General features: G+C 40.0%; 18 protein-coding genes. 9 read left to right on the forward strand and 9 right to left on the reverse strand.

All coding sequences use genetic code 11. From position 1 onward, the window contains the following. Window positions 1-704 precede the first annotated feature (704 nt). Window positions 705-2,390, forward strand: coding sequence for a SulP family inorganic anion transporter (locus F7734_RS39630; protein WP_155749912.1), 1,686 nt, complete (start codon window positions 705-707; stop codon window positions 2,388-2,390). Between the two features lie 346 nt (window positions 2,391-2,736). On the opposite strand, the gene F7734_RS39635 is transcribed toward F7734_RS39630, so the two are convergent. Next, complete coding sequence (locus F7734_RS39635) at window positions 2,737-3,474, reverse strand: class I SAM-dependent methyltransferase (RefSeq protein WP_155749913.1); 738 nt, start codon at window positions 3,472-3,474, stop codon at window positions 2,737-2,739. Window positions 3,475-3,516: 42 nt separating this feature from the next. Further along, window positions 3,517-4,176, reverse strand: a complete 660-nt coding sequence (locus tag F7734_RS39640; RefSeq protein ID WP_155749936.1) for a glutathione S-transferase family protein — start codon at window positions 4,174-4,176, stop codon at window positions 3,517-3,519. Window positions 4,177-4,408: 232 nt separating this feature from the next. Between F7734_RS39640 and F7734_RS39645 the strand changes: the two genes are divergently transcribed. Together F7734_RS39645 and F7734_RS39650 are read left to right on the forward strand one after the other, a co-directional pair. Further along, window positions 4,409-5,350: an SPFH domain-containing protein gene (locus F7734_RS39645; protein WP_155749914.1), complete on the forward strand. Its 942-nt coding sequence runs from the start codon at window positions 4,409-4,411 to the stop codon at window positions 5,348-5,350. A 3-nt stretch (window positions 5,351-5,353) separates the two neighbouring features. Continuing rightward, window positions 5,354-5,530 carry an Arc family DNA-binding protein gene (locus F7734_RS39650; protein WP_155749915.1) on the forward strand — a complete coding sequence of 59 codons (177 nt, stop codon included), beginning with the start codon at window positions 5,354-5,356 and terminating at the stop codon, window positions 5,528-5,530. An 86-nt stretch (window positions 5,531-5,616) separates the two neighbouring features. Here F7734_RS39650 and F7734_RS39655 read toward each other — a convergent pair whose 3' ends face one another. The 6 genes from F7734_RS39655 to F7734_RS39680 form a co-directional block, all read right to left on the reverse strand. Further along, the gene (locus tag F7734_RS39655) at window positions 5,617-5,898 is read right to left on the reverse strand and encodes a hypothetical protein (RefSeq protein WP_155749916.1); all 282 of its coding nucleotides are present in this window, start codon (window positions 5,896-5,898) and stop codon (window positions 5,617-5,619) included. A 215-nt stretch (window positions 5,899-6,113) separates the two neighbouring features. Further along, window positions 6,114-8,216 carry a dynamin family protein gene (locus F7734_RS39660; protein ID WP_243147336.1) on the reverse strand — a complete coding sequence of 701 codons (2,103 nt, stop codon included), beginning with the start codon at window positions 8,214-8,216 and terminating at the stop codon, window positions 6,114-6,116. A 132-nt stretch (window positions 8,217-8,348) separates the two neighbouring features. Next, on the reverse strand, window positions 8,349-10,292 hold the full coding sequence (locus tag F7734_RS39665) for a dynamin family protein (protein WP_155749917.1): 1,944 nt from the start codon (window positions 10,290-10,292) through the stop codon (window positions 8,349-8,351). A 77-nt stretch (window positions 10,293-10,369) separates the two neighbouring features. Next, window positions 10,370-12,814, reverse strand: coding sequence for a dynamin family protein (locus F7734_RS39670; protein WP_155749918.1), 2,445 nt, complete (start codon window positions 12,812-12,814; stop codon window positions 10,370-10,372). A gap of 20 nt (window positions 12,815-12,834) precedes the next feature. Further along, on the reverse strand, window positions 12,835-13,638 hold the full coding sequence (locus F7734_RS39675) for a hypothetical protein (protein ID WP_155749919.1): 804 nt from the start codon (window positions 13,636-13,638) through the stop codon (window positions 12,835-12,837). 211 nt (window positions 13,639-13,849) lie between these two features. Continuing rightward, complete coding sequence (locus F7734_RS39680; RefSeq protein WP_155749920.1) at window positions 13,850-14,203, reverse strand: hypothetical protein; 354 nt, start codon at window positions 14,201-14,203, stop codon at window positions 13,850-13,852. A gap of 241 nt (window positions 14,204-14,444) precedes the next feature. On the opposite strand from F7734_RS39680, the gene F7734_RS39685 reads away from it, so the two are divergent. Then, window positions 14,445-15,941: a sigma-70 family RNA polymerase sigma factor gene (locus F7734_RS39685; RefSeq protein ID WP_166482435.1), complete on the forward strand. Its 1,497-nt coding sequence runs from the start codon at window positions 14,445-14,447 to the stop codon at window positions 15,939-15,941. Between the two features lie 18 nt (window positions 15,942-15,959). Then, on the forward strand, window positions 15,960-18,725 hold the full coding sequence (locus tag F7734_RS39690) for a DUF1822 family protein (RefSeq protein ID WP_155749922.1): 2,766 nt from the start codon (window positions 15,960-15,962) through the stop codon (window positions 18,723-18,725). Window positions 18,726-18,894: 169 nt separating this feature from the next. Here the strand turns inward: F7734_RS39690 and F7734_RS39695 are convergent, their stop codons facing one another. Further along, on the reverse strand, window positions 18,895-19,470 hold the full coding sequence (locus F7734_RS39695) for a hypothetical protein (protein WP_155749923.1): 576 nt from the start codon (window positions 19,468-19,470) through the stop codon (window positions 18,895-18,897). Between the two features lie 200 nt (window positions 19,471-19,670). On the opposite strand from F7734_RS39695, the gene F7734_RS39700 reads away from it, so the two are divergent. From F7734_RS39700 to F7734_RS39715, 4 genes are all read left to right on the forward strand, one after another. Further along, on the forward strand, window positions 19,671-20,012 hold the full coding sequence (locus F7734_RS39700; protein ID WP_155749924.1) for a hypothetical protein: 342 nt from the start codon (window positions 19,671-19,673) through the stop codon (window positions 20,010-20,012). 92 nt (window positions 20,013-20,104) lie between these two features. After that, entirely contained in the window at window positions 20,105-20,371 is a 267-nt protein-coding gene (locus F7734_RS39705; protein WP_155749925.1) for a hypothetical protein, read from the forward strand. 166 nt (window positions 20,372-20,537) lie between these two features. Beyond that, a complete protein-coding gene (locus F7734_RS39710; RefSeq protein WP_155749926.1) occupies window positions 20,538-20,729 on the forward strand; it encodes a hypothetical protein in 192 nt (63 codons plus the stop codon). Between the two features lie 24 nt (window positions 20,730-20,753). Then, entirely contained in the window at window positions 20,754-22,622 is a 1,869-nt protein-coding gene (locus F7734_RS39715) for a ShlB/FhaC/HecB family hemolysin secretion/activation protein (RefSeq protein ID WP_155749927.1), read from the forward strand. Window positions 22,623-22,766: the final 144 nt, after the last annotated feature.

The raw sequence follows: 22,766 nt of genomic DNA on the forward strand, positions 1-22,766 counted from the left end.
ATTTCACTGTAATCGAGATGCATTTAAATCCTGTCAAGACGAGATCTTTAAAGCGTCACTACATTATCAATTTGTATCTTCCTTTTGATAAAAAGGTATAAGATATAAGACTCCTATGTGATTTTTGAAATATACGTAGGTAGGGCTAAATCCCACCACATGAAGCTTTTGTGCGGCATAGCCCCCCTTAAACAGCCACGGTGTACACACAAGTTGGATTTAGCTCTCTACAGGGTAAACGCATCTAAAAAGGCAGGGTAGGCAGGGAGAGTAAATGGGAACCTGTACTTTTCCCACTTTTCTTACGCAAAAATTATTTATTGAAAATCCCTGTGACTAACTTATCTAGTCTTTTCCCACTTTTCTTACTTAAAAATGATTGATTTAAACGAAACAGAGAAAAATATAGAAACAAGAAGACAGAGGAAAACAAAATTGGTAACCTTGTACTCATTAAGGAGTAGTTGCAAATAGAAAAAGAACAACTGTGTTCGTATTTGTGCTTTAACTTACTCATTATAACGATGAATTATGAACCATTAGGGAAGACCTGGAAAAACATTAGTAATTCTAAAGGCAGAAATTCGATCTCATAATTACATTCCGTGGTAATTTAATCTCAGTTCAAATTCAGTTCCCTTTACTCTGGTCTAGAGATTCTCCAATAGGATCCATACCTTAACATCTGGTGGGCATCTCGTACCATGCAATTCACTAACCGTATTCACTTGAGAAATCTCCGTGGGGATTTATTCGGGGGTCTTACTGCCGCAATTGTTTCATTGCCTATGGCATTGGCATTCGGTGTTGCCTCTGGCGCAGGACCTGTAGCGGGTCTTTATGGTGCAGTCTGTGTTGGCTTTTTTGCTGCTCTTTTTGGAGGTACTCCAACATTGATTTCCGAACCTACGGGACCTATGACCGTAGTAATGACAGGAATCGTAGCAAATCTGACGGCAGCAAACCCAGAAAATGGCATGGTAATGGCGTTCACTGTCGTTATGCTTGCTGGGCTTTTTCAGATCATCTTCGGCATCTTTCGATTGGGTAAATATATTACTCTCATGCCCTACAGCGTGATTTCAGGCTTTATGTCTGGAATTGGCGTCATCTTAATTATTCTCCAGATAGCTCCATTTCTCGGTCAGGCTTCTCCTAAAGGTGGCATAGTCGGCACACTGCAAAATCTGCCCCAACTTCTAACAAACATGAAGCCGACGGAAACAATGTTGGGATTGCTAACACTGGCAATTCTTTTCTTAATGCCATCAAAACTAAAGCGCATTTTGCCACCACAACTGTTGGCATTAGTTCTAGTAACCATTGTTTCCCTTGTCTTCTTTTCTGGCGCTGACATTCGACGCATTGGCGCAATTCCGATGGGGTTGCCCAATCTACAACTGCCAGTTTTTAGCCCCAATCAAATTACAATCATGATGCTGAATGGGGCAGTTCTTGGGATGTTGGGATGTATTGATACATTGTTGACTGCAGTCATTGCCGATAGTTTGACTCGCACACAACACAACTCTGACAAAGAATTAATCGGTCAAGGGATTGGTAATCTAGTTGCAGGGCTTTGTGGTGGATTGCCTGGTGCTGGAGCAACAATGGGTACTGTAGTCAATATCCAGACTGGTGCTCGGACAGCGGTGTCTGGTCTGACGCGGGCATTAATTCTGTTGGTTGTTGTTTTGTGGGCAGCACCATTGACTCAACCTATTCCAATGGCAGTACTAGCAGGTATAGCACTGAAGGTTGGTATTGATATTCTCGATTGGAGCTTCTTAAAACGCGCTCACAAAGTTTCGTTCCAAGCCATGATTCTCATGTATGGCGTGTTAGTTCTAACAGTTTTAGTTGACTTGATTGTTGCTGTTGGAGTTGGAGTTTTTATAGCCAATATTGTCACAATTGAACGTCTCTCCAATATTCAGACCCAAAAAGTCAAGATAGTGACTGATGCTGACGATGATATTGTCCTAAGAAATGAAGAGAAATTATTGCTTAATGAAGCAAATGGACGGGTGTTGTTGTTCTATTTAAGCGGACCGATGATTTTTGCTGTTGCTAAAGCCATTGCCCGCGAACATACTGCAATGCAAGATGCAGATGTCCTGATTCTGGATTTGACCGATGTACCGCTTTTGGGAGTGACAGCTTCTTTGGCTATAGAAAATGTTGTCAAGGACGCTTGCGATCGCGGTCTTCAGGTCTTCATTGTTGGTGTCCATCCAACAATCAAGAGAAGGCTGGAAAGGTTGGGTCTTCTCACACTGATTTCACCACACTGTGTTTTAACAAGCCGCTTAGAGGCACTACAACAATCGGCTAGCTTGGTTAGGGGAAGAGCATCTGTGGGAAGTGGCACTGCTGTTTCGACTTTGTAAATAAAAGGCGATCGCGTTTCTAGTGGTCTACCACATAAGTTTTCATGGGTAAGTGGACAGACCCCCCTCTCTCGTTCCCAGGCTCAGCCTGGGAATGTAAGTTGCGAGGCTCCGCCTCGCCATACAGGAAGCGAAGCCTCCCGATCTGGCATTCCCAACCTCTGGTACAGAATGCATTACTAGAGGCTCTGCCTCGCACTCCAGGTAGAGTACAGGAGGCGGAGCCTCCCGTAAGGCATTCCCAGGCTCAGCCTGGGAACGAGGCGGTACGAAGTAGAAGTGAAGTAGCACTCACTGCCCACCCTACAAGCAGGAGCCAGCTACGCTACAGAATAGCCGATCCAAGTTAAGTAACTTGCATTAAATAAAAAACATACCCATACCAGTCAGAATACTTGCGATAAAACTCTATTTCTAATAGAGAGATATCTAATTCCTTATTCATTGCTTCGTTGTCTTTGTATTGCTCCCGTAAAAACCCGATCCTTTCCTCTAAAGGTGTATAGTAACTATCCCACCATCCCGATTCAGGAAGAACAAAATGCCCTACTTTTCTGTATCCTAAATCTTCCACAATCCTGAGATTACTCTCAATTGTTTGTATATTAGGATAATTATCTTTCCAATATTTCTGCACTTCTTTAGGGGGATTGGATTTCAACCAAGAAAGTTCTGATACAACTAAATACCCTTTAGCTTTTAAAAGAGGTTGCCAAGTTTGAAGACCCTTTTCAAAGCCAATAATATAAATAGCACCTTCTGACCAAATAACGTCAAAACTTTTCGCTTCAAACTCCAGAGATAACATTGATGCATTAACAATCTCAACTTTCTCTGACAATCCTTCAGCAAGTACCTGGCTCTTTAATTCTTCTAAATATGGTTGATAGTTATCTACAGCAGTGATGTTCCCATCCATCAATTTAGCTAATTCAATGGTTTGCATTCCAGTTCCGCAACCAACATCTAAAATAGAGGGCTTTGGTGATAAATCTGTTAGCAGTGAAAACACCTTTCGGGTTGATTCATTATTACCCGGACCTTGTCTTGGTAAGTCTTTATAAATTTCAAAAAATATGTCCATAGGCTTACACTTAGTTTAAATATCTTTTTCCTCGATTCATCTTTATTGATAAATTTCCTCAGCATGAATAATTTCTGTCTCAAGTGAAGCCGCCTTCAGCCACTCCTGCATTGCAGGTAGGGCTAACACGGTTTCAGCATAGGTTTTGCAAACAGCATCTAACTCCACACCGTAAGTTTTAAAGCGTACCACGACAGGAGCATACATGGCATCAGCAATAGTAAAATTGCCAAACAACATATCTCCTCCTGTTCCAAAATTTTGACGGCATTCCCGCCAGATACTGGTAATTCTGTCAATCTCTTTTTCGACTTCAGGAGTCATTCCCTTGCCTGGAAATCTACTCCGACAATTCATTGGCATCCTTTGCCGTAAGTTTGGAAAACCGGAGTGCATTTCTGCACTGATACAACGGGCTATTGCTCGTGCAGCTTTTTCTTTGTGCCACCAATGCAGATTGGGATATTCTTCTGCCAAATATTCACAGATAGCTAGGGAATCCCATACAGTTAAATCGCCATGCAATAACACTGGAACCCTCCTGGTAGGTGAGTATTTCTGCATTTGTGCGGCAGTCTCTGGTGTGTCAAGAGGAATGCGAATTTCGTTGAACTCTAATCCGAATTGCTTCATTGCCAACCAGGGACGTAAAGACCAAGAAGAGTAGTTTTTATTGCCGATGACAAGGGTTAATTGTGCCATATCGATTGACTTGATGGACATTCCTCAGTCATCATAGCGGATCGTGCGTGTTGAACAATGAGTTACAGTTTCATAATCAACCTGGTTGGGAACTACTCCACAAAAGGCGATCGCCGGGATTTTGCCTAAATTTATACAAGTTTTACATCAATTTTACTGGCAGCCTTGGCATTCCGAAAAATTTAATACTATGATGATATCATTCTGATATAAGTTTGGATTGATATTAACTATGGAACAAAAAATCAAGGAATTTCCAGCGTTCAAAGTCAACGGCTTCATCATGCTGGCTGTGGTAGTTGTGCTGACGCTAGTGGGAGGGTGGTATCTTTGGTCTCGCGTGCAGGGACTAGAAGCTTTATTGGCAAGAGGTTTGAAAATTACTGATTTTATCGGTAGTGAGGATAGTGTTGCAGAAGTTCTTGCTTGGTTAGCGGCTACACTCTTGGTTGTTATCATCCCATCGCTGTCAGGCTTCTTTAGTGTTGAACCCAATCAAGCAGTGGTGTTGGTGCTCTTTGGGAAATACATGGGAACCGTTCGGGAATCAGGCTTCTGGTGGACAAATCCCTTTGCTAGCAAACAAAAGATTTCGCTGCGGGTTCGCAATTTCAATAGCAAAATCATCAAAGTCAACGATGCTGAAGGGAGTCCGATTGAAATTGCGGCGGTTGTTGTCTGGCAAGTTTTTGATTCAGCTAAGTCAAAGTTTGCAGTGGATGACTATGAAGAATTTGTTGCCATTCAAAGTGAAACAGCCATTCGGTCTTTAGCCATACGATATCCCTACGACGCTCCAGATGAAACAGAAACGCCTTCGCTACGGGGAATTCCTGATGAAATCGCTCACGCTTTGCAAAAAGAACTCCAAGCCCGTTTGGAAGTCACAGGCGTAGAAGTGATTGAAGCACGACTCTCGCATCTTGCCTATGCACCAGAAATTGCTCAAATGATGTTGCGAAGACAGCAAGCAAAAGCCTTAATTGATGCGCGACGGCAGATTGTCGAGGGTGCGGTGGGGATGGTGAACGAAGCATTGAATCGTCTCAGCCGCGAACAAATGGTTGACTTGGATGATGAGCGCAAAGCTTCAATGATTAATAATCTGTTGGTTGTTTTAACTTCTGAGCAAACTGCCCAACCCGTTATCAATGCTGGAACGCTCTATAACTAAGAAATGGGACAAAAAAAACGATTCTTGTTACGTCTGGATGAAAGACTTTACGAGATGTTAGAGAAATGGTCAGCAGATGAACTAAGAAGTGTCAATTCACAGATCGAGTATCTGTTGACTGAAGCTGTGAAGAAGGCGGGACGCTGGAAGGAGGACAAGGAGAAATCAGAGAAAGAGTGATAAGCAATAGAGATTGGGCGATCGCTCTGACTGGTCTTATTGCAGTTAGTTGTTGGCGCAATTCGCAATTGAGGGAGAAAGCATAGTCAGGAATACCGCCGACTAAGTGAGAATTTAACTCTGACGTGCGACTTTGTAAGTAATGACCAAAATCGAGATTGATAATTGCAGTTACCAACTATACCAACAGAAAAAGTTCTTTTTTCAATCCTCTCTCGAACTTCTTGAATGAGTTTAACTGACTCAGATAGCTTAAGCTTTTCAGAAAAATCTTGTAGTTTACTCAAGTCATTTAACAGCCTGAGTTCAACTTTACTAACATCTATAATAGAACTAGAAGAGACAGATTGGGTAGTTGTTGTTAACATTGCTTGATTCTCCTTAGTAGAGTGTGTAGTAGAAAAAACTCCGAGCGTGAGCGATCGCAATTTTATCGGGACAGAAAAAGAGATTTATGCACTCCCGAATTTGATTCTCGTTACTGTCACTAGAGGCAAAGCTTCCTGAAATATCGTTCCCATGCTCTGCATGAGAACGAAAAGAACGGTGAGATTGAGGAAACTCTGAAGATATAAGGTAAGACTTACACGCTCATAATCTCTACAAGCTGATCTGATAGACGTTGGGCATTACCAAGAATTCGTTGACTTTCAGAACGAATGAAATTGAGTTCTTGGCGTTCAGTTTCATTCATAGCTTCGTTGCGTCCTCTCTTATCATTTAAATCATTAAGAGTTTTTTGGGTGTTATCAAGAAATGTATCAACTTCTTGACGCAGTGTGAGTTTGAGGACTTCAAAAGGAGCTCCAATCTGTTCGTCAATCTTTTGTTCGAGGCGTTCGTCTCGGACTCGCGTGTCAATTTCTTTGAGAATTTTCTCCTTGTAATCTTTGCGAAAGTTTTCTACGCGATCGCGACCAAATACCACTTCTGCTAATTTACCGCCTGTGAGAACCGAGATCAGCCCAGTAGCAATTACCACAGGCCAAAATGCAGCTGCTGTTAATCCAACAGCACCGGCAATGACTCCTGCTAAGAAAAATGTACCAAAACTAGCCCCAGCACCAACAAGCGCACCTTTCAATCCAGCAACACGATATCCAGACCATATACCACCAAATCCTGTAAACACTGATAAAGCAGCAGTGATGGCTTCGGCTGCACCACTAGTTTTGCGGTTTGAACTTCCTTCCACTCCGTCAAACTCCATTTGAATGTTTGTCAGAGCCTGCTCGACTGATTGAGCAAAATCTTTTAAACGTTCAACTTCTTCATCAATACCTTTCTGTACTTCATCCTGGATTTTCTGTGATAATTTATCTGAAGTACGCTGTAGAGCTTTAGAAACTTGAGTGCCTAGCTTTTTGGCTAGAGCCTTTTTATTACCTACTTCTTTTGGTTCAATTGAGGTTGATTGAATTGCCTCCTCGGCAGCTTGTTTTAATTCAGTAGGAAGGTTATAGATTAAAGGTCGGACTAATAACTTAACATTAGCAGCAGCACCATCAATCAGTTTGAGTTCTTTTGTTTGTCTTTCGCGGATGGTAGCAATTTCAGCAACACTTTTTTCATAAGCCGCTTGGAAATCTTGTTGCTTCATTTCCAAGGCATTTTCTTGGATGCTAATAGTGGAGAGAATTTCTTTAGCAGAAGCAATAACCCGATTAGCAGGTACTTGTAAGAGAATGACTCCCCGCTCTTGCGTGAGGAACTTCTCTAAAGCTACCTCAAATTGCTGAAAGCCACTTTTACTTAACAAAGCATCATCACCTTTCTGCTTGGCGTCCAATGCTTGTTTGATATAAAGACCAAATACTTTAGGTTCGCCAATCTTTTGTCTGTAAGTTTTGTACTCTTCTGAATCTCTGCCAAACTGTTCTTCAGCACGAACGAGTACATACTTTTGGATGCGAGCTTTGATATTTTGTAGTACGCGCTCTGCTTGTTCGGGAGTATAGTTGTCCCAAATATTGACAACAAAGATCACACGTCCTAAATCATTTGTCAATAGCTTGTTCTCTAGCAAATCCCTTTCAAATTCAGAAAAAGGTGATTGAGCTAAGATAATCATAATAGCTGCATCGACTTGAGGTAGAACCGACAGAGTGACTTCAGTCATATTTTGGTCGTCATTCAGCCCTGGTGTGTCGATCACTTCAATATTATTCTGACAATATGGTACGGGATACTGGACAATAGCTTCTTTAATTGACTCAGCAGTTATTTCAGATTCAGGAGTTAGTTTTGTAACGTACTCAGTCAATTTGTCAATAGGAATTCGCTCCTTCTTTGGATTGCCGTGTTCGTCTTGCTCTTTAAACTGTATTTCCACTGAGGGGGTGATTCCATATCTAACCCTATTTAGGGTTGCAGAACAAGGCAAAATATCAGAGGGTAGAATATCTTTACCTAGTAAAGCATTAATAAAGGTACTTTTGCCGCGTTTAAACTCACCGACAATAGCAACGGAGAAAGCTCTTTCAGCAACCCGTTTCAAAACTTCATCAATTAATTCAACTGATTTTGTGAGTTTGAGTTTTTCAGCAAAGCCTCGCAATTTATTTAAGTCATTTACCAAAGTTTGCTCGACTTTATTATATTCAATAATAGAATCGAGAGAGATTGTTGGATTAGCTGTAGCTGTCATTTCTAATTTCTCCTTAGTCATGTGAGTATCAATGTTCATTTGATTTTAGATTTTGGATTGTTCGGTATACGCTGTTAGTTATTTGCAAGCAGAATTACCCAGAATCTAAAATTGGTCTTTTCAAATGTAAAAGTGGCTCCTTCATTTTCTTTTCAAGATGAAAATAAAGATTTATGTACTCATCTCAACAAGTTGTTTGGAAATTTTTTGAGTATCGCTTAGAATTTTCTCAATTTTTATCTGCATTTGATAGAGTTCTTGTTGTTTGTTTGCTGCGATCGCTTCTCGATGCCCACAAAATTTTACCAATTGATTTTGAGTACTATCTAATATTGAATTCATTGTCTTTTCAAATAAACTTTGTAGTTCTTCTAGTTGGGAGCAAGCACTTGAAATATATTCCTCAACTGTTTGATTAACATTCATCAATCCCAACTGTTTTTCAATCTCTGTCATCACTTGAGGTTGATAAGTTTCCTTAAATTTATTAGCTTTCATACTCCCACCGACTGCTGCACCAATTGCACCTCCAATTGCACCTCCAACAGGATTTCCTGCTGTTAATACAAAACCAATCACAGCCCCAAGAGTAGTTCCACTACCGCTCGGATTATCAGTAAAAACAAAAATCTCAGAATTAGTAGGAAATGATAAAGATAAACTACGTGAATCTTGTCGATTTAAATTATCGCAAACTTGCTTTACAGAACGAACGATCTCTCTCACTTTGGAGTAAATGGTTGTATCTAGTTCTAGCTGACTCATCTCTAACTTGAGTTTCGGTATGGCTTGGTCAAATAATTCAGCTAAATCCCTTATTTTTTCCAATGCTAAGTTTAATCCTTGATGAGTTTCCGTTTGAATATTTTTACTGAAGTCTTGGGTTTCGTTTTGCATAGCATTTGAGAGCGTACTAGCAAGATTATTGACTTCAGAAGTATTTATTTTATTTGATAATAGAACTTTTTCTACAGTGGCTTTTAGTTCCTTTTCTAGCCGATGATATGTTGTCTGTGCTTGCTGTTTGGTAATGGCGATCGTAGTATCTATTGAATACAAAGTTTCTGTTTTTTTACGACGCAAAGTGGTAATTGTGTTATTGATAGATTGGCTGGTTTTTTTTAAGCTAGCTTGCTCCTGTTCCAAGTGATATATTTCATTGGCAAGAGTTTGGAGAATTTCTGTAGCCCAGTTAATTATCTGATAACTCGTTAATTGTAATTGAATAAATCCTCTCTCTTGATTGATAAGTGTTTTTAGAGCGTATTCAAAGTTAACAAAACGGCTTTGAGCAAGTAATGAAATATTTTTAGTTTTTTTTGCTTGCAATGCTTGAAGTGCAGAGATTCCATGGACTTTAATTTTACCTATTTTTCTCAAACATTCTTGAGTGTTAGACTGTTGTTCTGCCCAATCTAGGATACAACTGTTAATGCGATTCAAAATCAAGTTCGTTATTCTCTCAGCATTTTCTGGACTATACAAATCAATTTGATTGACAACGAAGATAATTTGAGTAATTCCATTTGCCAATAAATTTCTCGTTAAAAATTCTCCTTCAGAAATACCAAAAGGTGATTGAGCAGAAATTACCATGATAGCTGCATTACATTGATGTAAAACTTCATATGTCTGAGCAGACATTGTTGCAGTATCATCATTTAATCCAGGTGTATCGATAATTTCTATATTATTCTGACAAAAGGGGATGGGATAATAAACAATTGCTTCTTCAATTGTGGCGGCTGTAACTTCTGATTCGGCAGTCAACTTTGTGACAAAATCAATTAATTTATGTATGTCTATCTCTTGCTTTCTACCATCTTTAAAGCAGACTTTTGCTTTTGGGTGTGGACTATAAGTAATGCGACTAATAGTAGCTGTAGTAGCAAGGATATCTGAAGGCAAAATTTCTTGACCGAGTAAAGCATTAATGAATGTACTCTTACCACGATTGAACTCTCCTACAACAGCAATTGCAAAGGAATTATTCTCTAAACGACTGAGTGCATTGCTTATTGGTGCAACTAAAGTTATTAAATTTAGTTTTTGAGAGAAATCATGCAGTTGCTTAAGGGCAATTGTTAGGGTAAATATCGATTGTCTATAGTCCATAAAGATGTGGAGGATAGATTAATAGCTTATCTTTGCATTTGAAATCTTTTAGCTATTATCAGGTCAGATTTTTCTGTTTATGCAGGGGATTGTTGTAGCGCGGTGCTCATCTCTGTTTTCAAAGCTGAGGCTGATGCAATGACTTGTTGCCAAGCCGTTTCATTAATACTGACAAAGGTGCTTTCTGCAACGGTAGTATTTTTAGCGGATTTCCAGATAGACTGCTGGTGTTTGGTATCCGCAATTAACTGGTCGTATAAATGGCGCAGTCGCTCTGATACACGCTGACAGTGTTCGTCAAACGCTCGGTCAACAATAGTAGTAAATTGTGCTGTTATCAGTTGTCGTTGTTCTTCCAAAGTTTTATTAAGGAAATTCTCTCCTAAAATGGCAATTCCTAAGTTAGTAATAACACCAATAGGACCGCCAAAAACATAACCGCCAACCATTGCTACACTACTACCAATTCTTGCCATTAAGCGATATTGTTGTAGGTCGGAGAGTTCTAATTCTTGGGGTTTGATCTCTAATGATTGAGTAGGTGTAGACTCGACTGCTTTCCAAGTCATTTGGATATTAAAGGCGTGGGAAACCTCTTTTTGCAAGCACTCAAAATCACGAGCGATCGCACTCATTAACAAATCTTCTGATTTCCGACCAATTGCTGGTAACTCGCGTCGCAACCGGAAAGGCAATTCTCGCTCCCACCAGAATTTGGGATTTTGTGTTCTGCTGATGTCAAAAGTAAGAAGATCTATTAATTCGTCTTTAGCATTGAGGATTTTTTCCTGCAATTTCTTGTAGCATTGCTCGCGTCGTTTGTCAAGTTCGCGGCGAATTTTTTGCCAATGCAGTTCTGATGCTCGCGCTTCCTCTTGCGCCTGTTTCAAAGCTTGCTCGCGTGCGATAGGATCCAGGCGTGCGGTTGCGATCGCGTCTTCCCCAATTTTGACTAGATTGGACAAATAACTTGCAAGTTGTCCCGCAACTTGTTGACTGCGCCATGCACGGCGCGAACCAGATACCATCGTGGCAATTTGATGGCGCACTGCATCTAGTACAACATCCTCTGGAGAATCATCAATGGGATGCAGTGGCAATACGGGGATAGTCTCTGAAATTGCGATCGCTCGCTCTTGGATGTGATGGAGTAACCTTGCTCGTTGTGCTCGATCGATGGTGTCTAAATGAGAAACCACGACAAGAATCCGGTCAATGTGTCGTCCCATCACCTGTTCTTTGAGAAGTGTTGCTTCTCTCATGCCGAAAGGAGATATGGCTGTTACTACCATTACCACTGCATCACACTGACTCAGGACATCGTTCACTACAGCCCCACGCTGCCCATTTAGATCGCCTGTACCTGGAGTATCAATCAATTCAATATCGAGCGATCGCAGCCAAGTATCATTCAGAGTCACCTGTACCCCTGCAAACACTTCCCTTTCATTGCCTGCTGCGTCTATTGCCAGTAAATCGCTCCAAGACAATTCCTCTAGGGGTCGCACTTCGCTATGTTTTTTGGCAAAACGCACTATCATTTGGTCTTGTTCGCCCGCCATCATTGAAGTTACGACTGCTGTAGTCGAAAGGTTGCCTACAGGTACGACAAATCGACGCAACAAACGGTTAATAAGAGTGCTTTTACCGCGATTAAATTCACCGACTACAGCGACTCGAAAACCAGGTAGATGCCAACGTCTTTCCACAGCTTGTAATTCTGCTACTAAATTTTCCCTTAATCCCCCTTGGGTAACGGGAATCGATTCTGCCAGTGTTAGGCTTTTTTGCAACCATGGACCAATTTGGGGAGTTAAATCAAGAGGTTGTTGCCATGAGGTGATATCTGGTAATTTACGAGCAGGCAAAATGTCTGTACCATAAGAATCATCCTTGGAGTGCGTAATAGATGCGATCGCATCACCATTAATCTTGGGAGATACCTGTTGACAAGCAGCAACATCAGGACGCAACCATTCTCTACTTTCAGGAATCAATGCCCAATAATAAAGATAAACTTCAAGAGGCAAAAGCCCAGCATAATGAGGAGCGAGAAAAGCTAAATCCACCTTATCATTGGGTGAAGTGACAACTAGGCGATCCAAAACAGCAAACAGGGCGTTTTCGCGTTGGGTACGGGCGATCGAGTCTAAGGTAATATTGGTATCAGCAGGATGTGCAGAGATTTTTTTATTCTGACGTAGCGATGCAGTATCCTGACGACTGCGGAAGTCAATTTTTTGCACCGCCACCTTCTCTGGCCAAGACCATTCTACCGCAGCCCAAGGTGCAATCCATCCCTGCGAACCATCCTCAAGCTTTGTTGGCACAGCCACAACAGATATCAGCCGCCAATGTCCATCGCGATTAACTGGTACTGGTGGAAAAGCCACTGACTCTAAAGTTATCCATTCCCGTAAATCTGGTGTTTTATGAATGCCACGAGGTAAAGCGCCCACACCAGTTTGCTTGACTACAGGTTTTACAGAATATTGTTTGAGATATTCTCGGTTAATCCGCATCCTAATGTTCTCCTAATTATTTATGCTAAAACCGTCTGTTCTGGCGCATCTGCAACTACCACAAAGTTGCCAAAATCCTCCCAAGCGTTAAGAAAATCTTCTGCATCCACCGCCTTCATTTGACCGTCAGGCGTACCACTATCGTTGAGGATAATTTTCACACTGCCATCTGGTTGTTGGTCAATTCCTGTTACCCAAACAGCATGACCTGCATTTGACTGTTCCATAGGGGAACCAAGGACGGGGTCTTTAACTGGAGTCCAGATTTCATTGGCATCCAAACCTACAATGACCTTGTCACCTCGTTGTAAAGCATCAGCAATGTCCGTGAGTGTAGCATTGTATTTTTGCTCACAAGGAATTCCAACATGCTCTAAGAATTTACCAACATTTCCGGGACTAGTTCCCGTTTCTGGGTCATACCAACCGTTAGCTTGAGCAATTTGACAAGCTTCAGCTTCTGAAATCTCACCTCCAGTGATTGATTCGTACACACCAATTTGGGCAACCACTGCACAGGAAGTACCGCTTTGCTGTTGTTGCCAACAAGCAGCATCAGCAATGGGATTACCCACACCATCAAATTGAGACGAGTCCCAAGAAGTATCTGCTGCTAACCATTCTGTATAGTTAGAGACTTCTCCATAATGCAGATTTTCTGAGGAAGCTTCATATTCATCTTGTGTTTGTGATGGTGGATCTTCACCTTCATTAGAAGTAGTATTATGCTCTGTCAAATCATTAGAATCATCAGTGCCATTGGCATTAAGAGATTCAACATCAAACCAGTCTTCCAGCGTTTCCAGAATGTTATTTAGAAACATAATGCCTCTTTTTCCATATTCTGCTGACCTGTACTATATTGCAGATAAAACTTTCGCTGCTAGTCTATTCTTAAAAAAGATGCCTGTTAACTGTTCTCATTATAGGAAACACAGAGTAAAGCTGCAATTCCGGAAAACTGTAGGCGTATCAGGACAAATTTTGCAGATTATGCAAGCTAACAGGCAAGAAAATTTAGCACAGCATCTTTATTTATCTGGCACCAACACCACTGCCACCACAACTGTAACACTTAATATTCTGTCCGCCAGACCACTGCACGCCAGTACCACTGCACCAGTAACAACGTCCTGCGGCGGCAAATTTCGGCTCTTGAATCTGTTCGTGCTCCTCTCCCTGAAGGGGAGAATCAGATGAGCGATTCTGGAGTTCATTGTCAGCATCTAGATGCCACGTTTCATCGTTACGATCTTCTACACTTAGCAATGAGTCGCTATCCAAGTTGAACCCATCCTCACTATACGTGTTCAAATTAGTCGTCTTTGATAAACTCTCCTCAAAATCAGTCTGTGAATCATGTCCGTAGTTCATGAGAAAATCATGCATTTTTTACTTCTCCTTAATTACTGTGTAAACAAGGGCTTTGCACCAGACTCTCATTAAAGTCCTGGTTTTAGTAGGTTATGGGTATATCAGGTGAGGTTTTTCAGAATATGCAAGTCACAGTTGTGCTGATTAATAGGACTCGATCGTATTTCTTCTCATTCATGTTGATGTACGCAGCTTATGATAGTTACTGAAATAGGAGCAAGCGTACTGTCAGTTGCAAAGCCAAGTAATTATGAGGATGAGACAGCGTAATACTATCATTGAGATGTTTTCGACGTTTTTATCAGTTAAAGACGATCGCGGTTGCTGCACTGAATGGCAAGTTGACCAAAAGTTAAAACGGAACATGAAAAATGAGCCAGAACCGGGGTTAGATGCAAGCGAACAAGATTGGATAAAGCATTGGCTAGATGCTTTGCAAAATCCATCTAAACCTTTAGCCATAATGCACTTATTAGCTTACTCACACGAACCGTGCTACTGGGCTGTTAAAAAACTTCATCCTCACTTTGCCCGACGAGATCTAACATGGAGAGATTGCTTTCAAATTGCTACAGAAGTGGTAAACACTAATCCAGGAAGAATTTTCAAGAATTACGATCGGACTCAAAGTAGCCCAAAAGCTTATACTCAGATGCGAATTGAAAGTAAAGTAAAAGAATTTCTCCTCCAAGGAAGGAGAATAGATGGAGCTAGTGATTGGAGCTTGTTGAAGTCATTTACTGCCAAAAAACGGCAAAAAACCTTGGAAGCTTTCGGTATCCAAGAACCGGATCTATCTCGCTGTCTGCTTGCTTGGGAATGTTTCGTTAAGCATTATCTCAAAATACCTAAAGAAATTAAGAAAAATCAAAGGCTACCCGAACCGACACCCCAAGAATTTGCAGATATGATTACTGAATACAATAAGGAGCAGTCTCACTGGGAAGTTAAAAATGAAGTCAAAGAAAAAGATATTAGAACTTTACTAGACAAATGCGTGCAAGCATTACGAAATAGCGCTAAAATAGAAACTTGCTCTCTTGATGACCCGAACGTTCCCGAACTATCTTCTGATGATATGCCAGCAGAGGAAGAAGAGCAAGAAGAGGAATGGGAGCAAATTAGGTGTGTTTTATCTCAAGCATTTGCAGACCTCTCTCAAGATGAGCAAACAATGCTGATCCTCCACTATGGTTTAGAATTGGGACAGAGAGAGATTGGTATTATATTTGGTGGGTTGGAGCAGTATAAAGTTTCTCGTAAATTAGCAAAATACAAAGAATCGCTATTGAAAAAATTAATGGAATGGAGTCAAGACAGTTTTAGCGTTGCTATTACTCCTCAAGACACAAAAATTTTTTCTAAACAAATGCATGATTGGTTAATTGTTCATTGCCAAACAAACTTCCGCACTTTTTTGCAAGAAAAAATATCAAAAGACTTGAGAGACAGAATCGATTTACTGATTCTTTGCTGTATTGAACAATTATCACCGAAACGAAAACTCTTGCCAGAAGAAGTTGCAGAAAGATTGAAAATCACAGTTAATCAAGTTCACCAGCAACTTGAAGATTCAAGGCAGTATTTATTAGAACATTTGAAACAATATGTACAAACAACCTTGAATTTACAAAGCAGTATCGAAAGACTTATATCAGTAGATGAACTATTGTTAAAATTTATAGACAACTTTTTAATAACTGCTCCTTACGCAAATTTTAAAAAATCAGAAACAATTTATAAAATATTATAACTTTGGAGAAATAATACTATGTTGAGTTTTGATGAGCTAACCTTGAAGTTTCCCGATCAAATTTGGTTAGAGTTCTCAGAAGACGATCGCAAGCAAGCCTTATCCAATGAGTTAGATTACTCAAGGAGTGAGACGCTGTGGAATGCTTATTTAAATTGCCTCTGTTTAAATCTATTAATGGCATGGTTTCAAGAGGAAGATGAAACACAGCCTTTGGTATTACCTGAAAGGAAGGCTTTACCTAGTATTTGGGAAGTAGTGAATGGTACGGGAATTCAGATAAATGAAACACGATTTGTAATTATTCCGAGTCTTGACATTGATACAGAACTTTCTGTACCTGCTGAATGGGTAGATATTTCTAGTTGGGTTGCTCACTATTATCTAGCAGTGCAGATAAACTTTGAGGATGGCTGGTTGAGAGTGTGGGGATATGCTTCCCATCAGCAACTTAAAAATCAAGGAAAATATGACGAATTTAACCGTACCTATTCTCTAGATACAGAGGATTTAATTGAAGATTTGAATGTGATTTGGGTAATGCAAAAACTACGCGCAGATGAATTGGCGAATGCGATCGAAACTACTCCAGCACTACCCTCTCTCTCATCACAAGAAGCAGACAACCTGCTGTCACAATTGAGTCAACCTTCTATTTCTTCACCCAGATTAGAGGTAGAAGACTTTAGGAAGTGGGCAGCATTACTTGAGAATAGCACTTGGAGGCAGCAGCTTTACGAACGCAGGAGAGGGAGACTATCTATGTCAGAAACTCCATCCCTGTCATTTTCATCTTTTGTTGATTATAAAAAAACTGTTAGCACACTTGTTAAGGATTTGAAGCGCCTGCAAGCATTCAGCCAAAAGTTGAAGCTGAATGATTCAGTTAAATTGATTGAAGATGTTGTGCAACGAGTAGAAAGTGATTCTTTTTCTGTTGCTGTTGTAGGAGAGTTCAAGCGTGGTAAAAGTACCTTCATCAATGCTTTACTAGGTCAAGAAATTTTACCTTCTGATATTATGCCCTGTTCTGCAACAATTAATAGAGTCAAATATGGGTTAACACCATCAGTCAAAGTGCAATTTAAGGATGACAGAGAAGAAAATTACACTATTGATAAATTAGCTGATTATGTCACAAACTTAACACCAGAATCTATGTCCAATGCTGAAAATGTTAAAGAAGCAGTAGTTTATTATCCCGTTCCATATTGTCAAAATAATATCGAGCTTATAGATACACCAGGTTTAGGGGATAGTGTCAAAATGACAGAAATTACACTTTCAGTTTTGCCCCAAGCCGATGTGGCAATTATGGTCATTTTAGCTCAAGCACCTTTTTCTGAATCTGAGCGAGATTTTCTAGAAAATAAGTTACTGACCCATGATTTGGGGCGGATTATTTTTGTTGTGAACGGTATAGACAGATTCGAGCGCCCTGAAGATACTGAAAGAGTACTTAAGCACGTTGAAAATCGCATACAGAAGTATGTCCTTAAGCGGGCAGAAGAACGATTTGGCAAAGACTCTCTGGAGTATGAAGTTTATCTAAAAAAGATTGGCAAGCCTAAAATTTTTGGTCTTTCCGCCTATCAATATTTAAAAGGTAAACAGAAAAATGATGAGACATTGCTCGTACAAAGCCGCTTTGATGAATTTGCATCAGCATTAGAAAAATTACTCACACAAGAACGTGGAACAGTTATTTTACATCTTTTGGCTTCTCGTAAGCTGGCTTCGGCTATAGAAATTCTTAAAACCATTACTGTTCAGGAAAACGCCCTCTCTATAAAAAACGAGCATTTTTTACAAGCGTATACGAAAAGTATAGCTGAAATTCAAGCAATACGCTCTCGTAAAACAGAGGAACTGCACTTAATTGATAGGGCTTCTCTTGAGGTTAAGTATCAAGTACAACCTCTACTATATCGTTTAGAAACAGAACTGAAACGGGAAGCTGAACGGGTAATTGAAATGACAGAAATTCATGCTTCGGAATTCAGAAATATGAATGCCTTAACTAAAAAAATATGTCATAAAGTATCAGACGCCATGCAAAAAGTAAGTCAGAAGTTAGCTGAAACAATTCAACTTGAAATTCAACACAGTGTTATTAAAGAGGTTGAAAGACTCCAAGATTTTTCTAATTTAGTCAATAAAATTTCAAATCAGATTGAAATGGAATTTGTTGATTTTTCTGCCGAAGCAGAACTTCACAAGACTTCAGATAAACGGATGGTAGATGGAGCTTTTGAGGCATTTACAGGGTTGAAAAGTATTCTTACAGGATGGAGTGAAGTGGGGTTAAAGGGTGCGACTGTGAGTGCTAAAATTCTTGGCACAGCCTTTGCTGCTCGTTCTCTGACATCACTCATTGGATTATCTGTTAATTGGTCAGTAGCATTAACTGTTGGTGTTTTGTCAATTTTTCACCCTGGTTTTATGCAAAATTTGTTATTGAATAACGTTGCTCAGATTCAAAAATTTAAGGAAATTTACAAAGCAAAAATTCTCCAAGAAATTACTAAGCAACTACAAGAAAGTAAAATTGAGCAAATAGTTAATGGCTATATTTCAGATACTTTTACTACTTTTAAACAAAAAGTAGATCGAGAAGTAGAAGCTCTGCTGGATAATATTCAAAATACTCTAGTCGAAATGCATCAAAAGCGCGATCGAAATGAATGTCTCACTGTAGTCGAACACAAAGAACTTTCTCAGATGCGTTTTGAAACCGTGGAAATTCTTGAAAATCTTCAGCAGTTGTCCGAGCAGCTTGTATAGATTGTAAGCGAGCAACGCCTAGCGATCGCAAACTCTCTTCACAATTCGATGTGTCCGCAGATCGGGTGCAGAGAACGCCCAGTGAAGAGAGAGGAGATTTTATAAATTAAACTGCCTTACATTAGGTACTTTAAAATCATTGCTCTTATTCAGATTTTCAGAGTTTTTCTTAAGTATTTCTTGCTCTTGGAAGCATTTGCTTCAGTTGGTTGACATAACCTTCAACTTTTTTAGCATCTGCATTAACCAATGCTTCTTCCACATCTTCAGAAATACTGGAAGCTGTAACCATAGTCTCTAAAATATATTTTGCAGATTGTTGTAGTTGCAGAATACCTGTATTAGCTAGTCTTTTTCCCATAATTGGAGTCAAGATAGGAACAACCATATCTAAGCTTTTGCTTATTCCTTTAATACGATCTAAACTTAATGATTGGAGAGCAATTAAAGTTCGTATTAGTTCAATAGCAACCTCTTGGGTTTTATCAATTGATGGCAAATTACTTTGTATCAATAGCAAAATATTATTTGTGATTCTCATTTTAATATAAAGAAAATTTAATAAACAATAAAGTAGGAGTAAAAACCCAGTTATAAACAACCAAAAGCTAGAAAAATAACCAAATAGTGTGATAACCATACTAAGACACAACACTATTAAAATAAAATTAATTTTATGAGAAATGTCTGTGAATGTATTGTTTAGAGAATCGGAAAATTTGTTGGTATTCAAATCGGTAGTCATAGATATCCTTTATTTTGTAACTTGTCGAAGTACTGGATGCTTTAGCTGTTTTTGACTGCTGTTTGTCATCTGCTACTACTTTGTCAGAACAGGTTTTGCAAAATATGCAGTCTTGTCAAGAAAGATGTAATTGCCTAAGAAGCGATCGCTTGATGTAGATTCGCCACAACCTACCACAACCTGTAATTAAGGCTCTTGTGATGAAGTTTGCTGCTGCTGCTATTATTGGGGCTTTAATCAAATTCATAGTAGTGAAGACAGGTATTAGTATCAGTGCTGCTGTAGTCATTGTTCTTCTACCTATCCTTGGAGCGGTTCTTGCTCACGAATGGATGAGCTTTCCAAAAAACTTAGGAGAAGACATATCTTCTTCTATCTGTGAAGAGCTAGATGCCGACTTTGTAAAAACAAATAAAGAAGCGTTATCAAATGTATTCCAAGAACTCTTGGAGAATCAAGTAGAAGCTATTGGGAAGCATTTAGCAGACGATGAAGAAGTTTCGGAGAAAATCGGCGAAGTTCTCAGCTTTCTTCACGCTTGAACTAGGTTTCCCTATTACACTCTGTCAATGCGATTTTGGGGAATTCAGTAGAATCATATCTTAACTTAACTTAACAGGATTTTCTCTTAACTATGCTACAAAACTCTTTGAATCGAATCGTCGCTGGTGTGTTATGGGGATTGCTTTGGACGGCAATTCTTGTCTTAGCCATCTTTTTAGTTTTTCCGATTCTGAACTTAGCTCTAGTAGGTGGGATTGCTTTTCTATGTGTCCTAGTTGGTATCTTTTTAAATCTTAGAGTTGTAGAGCAGCCATGTCCTAAATGTGGGACTATCTTCAAGGTCATGCCAACTGGGAGTAAGTGTCCGAGTTGCGGTCATTTTGTTAACAAAAATTAAAACTAACGAATTAGGCTACACAGGTAATTACTGCCAAAAAATGCAACTTTATGGAGATTGATTATTATATGATACTTCTTAAAGGATGGCATCCTTTATTTCAACAGGGCTGTGTTACGCGCTCGGATTGAGTCGCTGGTAGGAATCTCGACTGGGGGAAACGGACATGGAAAGAAAATGGATGTTATTACGACAAGGTAGCCAAATTTCCACAACTGCAGGAACTAATTTTGGTCCCGGTGATGGCGGTAACATAAATATTAATACAGGTTTCCTAGTCGCGCTCCCTGCTGAAAACAGCGATATTACTGCCAACTCTTTCGGTGGTCGAGGTGGCGCAATTAACATCAATTTATAAATTGATTTATAAGTTTAAGGGAAGATGGAGAGTACTATTATTGAAATCAGAAAGCAGAATGCAGAAGGCAGAAGCAGGAAAAAATGCACTTGTTTATCGTGCTTTCAAGCTATAAAAATTTGGCATAAAGTATGGCTGTTTTGTACAGTTTTTGTCTATATAACCAACAGCAGTCAAACAGCGATCGCCAATTCTGTAGAAGTCTTTTCTCCCCAAATCGACTCGATATCATTAAAAGAATCAGAAGTCTCTTCCATTACAAGCACAACCTTAAGTCAAATCCCTTCCCCAGTGACCCCAACAGTTCCCGAACCTGCTCCCACGCCCACACCATTTCCCGACGAAGAACTCTTACAAACCCCATCGCCCAATCAACCTATACCACAACCCATACCTGAAGTTCCAGAAACATTTGTCATTAAACAATTTGAATTTATTGGTAATACCGCCTTTAGTAGTGAAGAATTAGTCAAAGAAATTCAGCAATTTATTGCTCGACCCATTACCTTTGCTCAACTCTTGGAAATTGAAGAACTTCTTAATAAAAAATATCTGAATGCTGGCTATATCAATTCTGGTGCTGTAATTCCCGCCGCACAGAAATTTCCTCGTAAAGGAGGAACTATCAAAATTCAAGTTGTCGAAGGTGGAATTGAGTCTATAAAAGTTAGAGGTACGCGCAGACTAAATCGCGGATATATTAGCAGTCGTTTAGCCATTGCCACAAAGAAACCTTTAAATCGCAACCGTTTGTTACAAGCACTGCAACTTTTACAACTTGACCCTCTGATTAAAAACATTTCCGCAAATCTTACCGCAGGAGCGCGTCCAGAGTTAAGCTTACTGGAAGTAATAGTTGTAGAAGCAGACTCATTTACAACTAGAATCTTTGCAGATAACGGTCGTGCTCCCAGTGTTGGTACTTTTCGTAGAGGTATCCAAATTAACGAGCGCAATTTACTGGGGTTTGGTGATGGAATTCGAGCCACTTACACGAATACTGACGGTAGCAATGCTTTTGAGATTGGCTATACAGTTCCTTTAAGTCCGAGAAATGATACAATTACAGTTAACTACAGCAGAAATAATACTGAAGTCGTAGAAGAACCATTTGACCGTTTGGATATTTTAGGGGATTCCTACGCTTGGGAAGTGACCTTACGTCAACCTGTGTTGCAAAAACCATCTCAGGAATTTGCCTTGGGTTTGACCTTTTCGCAGCAAGAAAGCAAGACTGAATTGCTGGGGTTTGATTTTCCCCTTTCAAGCGGCGCTGACGATCGCGGTAGAACTCGTATTTCTGCACTAAGATTTTTCCAAGAGTGGACAAGCCGCAATCCCAGAGAAGTTTTTGCACTGCGATCGCAATTCAATCTAGGCATCGACGTATTCAATGCTACCACAAATGATAGACCACCCGATAGTCGCTTTTTTGCTTGGCGGGGTCAAAGTCAGTATGTGCGTTTGCTAGCGCCAGAAACATTGCTAGTGCTGCGTTCTGACATACAATTAGCCACGAGTGCGCTTGTACCATTAGAACAATTTGCGATCGGTGGATTTGGTAGCGTCAGAGGTTATCGACAAGATTTACTATTGACAGACAACGGTGCATTTTTGTCTGCGGAGATACAGTTACCAATTTTAAAAGTACCAGACTCGCGGGGGATTTTACGACTGGCTCCATTTATTGATTTTGGAGTGGGTTGGAATAGTTCTGGAGGTGGTGAACCAAATAACACTTTGCTAGCAACTGGTTTGGGTTTGCAATGGCAAATGGCTGATTGGCTGGATATTCGCTTGGATTGGGGTATCCCGCTCATTGATGTTGCTGGGAGGAACCGGACATTGCAAGAAAATGGGTTGTATTTTTCAATTAATTACAGTCCGTTTTAGATTAGTAAAACTTTTGTATTATCTTTTCTGAAATTTTATAGAAAATCCTTGGCAAAAACACAATATAATTCAGATATTTAAATGCAGTACACCCCTCCCCAACCCTCCCCTTGGTAAGGGGAGGGTGCGCGATAGCGGCGGTGG

The sequence above is a fragment of the Scytonema sp. UIC 10036 genome (genome assembly GCF_009725235.1).

Coding starts and splice junctions, on each gene's coding strand:
- F7734_RS39650 (WP_155749915.1), top strand. CDS start 5,354: ATGGGACAAAAAAAACGATTCTTGTTACGTCTGGATGAAAGACTTTAC.
- F7734_RS39715 (WP_155749927.1), top strand. CDS start 20,754: ATGGAGAGTACTATTATTGAAATCAGAAAGCAGAATGCAGAAGGCAGA.
- F7734_RS39695 (WP_155749923.1), bottom strand. CDS start 19,470: ATGACTACCGATTTGAATACCAACAAATTTTCCGATTCTCTAAACAAT.
- F7734_RS39655 (WP_155749916.1), bottom strand. CDS start 5,898: ATGTTAACAACAACTACCCAATCTGTCTCTTCTAGTTCTATTATAGAT.
- F7734_RS39705 (WP_155749925.1), top strand. CDS start 20,105: ATGCTACAAAACTCTTTGAATCGAATCGTCGCTGGTGTGTTATGGGGA.
- F7734_RS39690 (WP_155749922.1), top strand. CDS start 15,960: ATGTTGAGTTTTGATGAGCTAACCTTGAAGTTTCCCGATCAAATTTGG.
- F7734_RS39660 (WP_243147336.1), bottom strand. CDS start 8,216: ATGAACATTGATACTCACATGACTAAGGAGAAATTAGAAATGACAGCT.
- F7734_RS39685 (WP_166482435.1), top strand. CDS start 14,445: ATGAGACAGCGTAATACTATCATTGAGATGTTTTCGACGTTTTTATCA.
- F7734_RS39680 (WP_155749920.1), bottom strand. CDS start 14,203: ATGCATGATTTTCTCATGAACTACGGACATGATTCACAGACTGATTTT.
- F7734_RS39710 (WP_155749926.1), top strand. CDS start 20,538: ATGGAAAGAAAATGGATGTTATTACGACAAGGTAGCCAAATTTCCACA.
- F7734_RS39635 (WP_155749913.1), bottom strand. CDS start 3,474: ATGGACATATTTTTTGAAATTTATAAAGACTTACCAAGACAAGGTCCG.
- F7734_RS39665 (WP_155749917.1), bottom strand. CDS start 10,292: ATGGACTATAGACAATCGATATTTACCCTAACAATTGCCCTTAAGCAA.
- F7734_RS39630 (WP_155749912.1), top strand. CDS start 705: ATGCAATTCACTAACCGTATTCACTTGAGAAATCTCCGTGGGGATTTA.
- F7734_RS39675 (WP_155749919.1), bottom strand. CDS start 13,638: ATGTTTCTAAATAACATTCTGGAAACGCTGGAAGACTGGTTTGATGTT.
- F7734_RS39640 (WP_155749936.1), bottom strand. CDS start 4,176: ATGGCACAATTAACCCTTGTCATCGGCAATAAAAACTACTCTTCTTGG.
- F7734_RS39670 (WP_155749918.1), bottom strand. CDS start 12,814: ATGCGGATTAACCGAGAATATCTCAAACAATATTCTGTAAAACCTGTA.
- F7734_RS39645 (WP_155749914.1), top strand. CDS start 4,409: ATGGAACAAAAAATCAAGGAATTTCCAGCGTTCAAAGTCAACGGCTTC.
- F7734_RS39700 (WP_155749924.1), top strand. CDS start 19,671: ATGAAGTTTGCTGCTGCTGCTATTATTGGGGCTTTAATCAAATTCATA.